This is a genomic window from Vibrio sp. 1562 (assembly GCF_033340155.1).
Lineage (GTDB): Bacteria > Pseudomonadota > Gammaproteobacteria > Enterobacterales > Vibrionaceae > Vibrio > Vibrio alginolyticus.
Map to the genome: position 1 here is coordinate 1 of NZ_JAWOVY010000228.1, position 797 is coordinate 797.

Annotated in this window: 1 protein-coding gene; it reads left to right on the forward strand. The window is 47.1% G+C overall.

The window, feature by feature from the left end; all coding sequences use genetic code 11:
• Positions 1-671 (forward strand): cytochrome-c peroxidase (locus R7Z49_RS24320; protein ID WP_318112269.1); only part of this gene is annotated, 671 nt, incomplete at its 5' end.
• Positions 672-797: the final 126 nt, after the last annotated feature.

The window sequence follows — 797 nt, forward strand, 5'->3', positions numbered from 1 at the left end:
TTAATGCGTCACTGAATTACCGACTGTTATGGGATGGCTCGTCGAATACGTTAGTCTCTCAAATGGATGGCCCAATTCACGACCCGTTAGAAATGGATTCCAACTGGCCGAAGATTGAAAGCTACGTTCAAAACAACGAGCAATATCAAGCGCTGTTTAAACGCGCTGGAAACCTGCCAATTTCTATCGACAACATCAAAGCGTCCATTGTTGAGTTTGTGAAAGGGCTTGAAACTCCAGGCGCGCCGTTTGATGCCTACTTATTGGGTTACACGCATGTTTTGAGTGAGAAAGCGAAACGCGGTTGGAAAACCTTCCAGAAAGCTGGGTGCGTACAATGTCATCAAGGGAAAAATGTTGGCGGCGCGATGATTCAACGCTTCGCTTACTTTGAGCATAAACCCGTGCAGAAAGACACAGGTCGCCATTTACTCACAACGGAAGGGGATGAGGGGTATTATTTCCGTGTTGCCAGTTTAAGAAACGTCGCATTAGCGGGGCCGTATTTTCATAACGGGCAAGTGACCACCCTTGCTGAGGCGATTCAAATCATGGCGCAAACGCAGCTTGGTATTACGATGAGTGATAGCAACATCGAAGACATCGAAGCGTTCTTGACGTCACTCAGCGCCCCAAGGCCAGTAATATTAGAGGTGCTGGAAAATGAATAAGTTTAGGTTGGTCAATTCATGCTTATTTATTGCGATGCTGGTGGCGTGCACCTTTGCCTACATGGCTCACATTAACTCCAAGAGTACGCAACAACTTCATAGTGCGCTTTCTGAGGTCGGCCATCA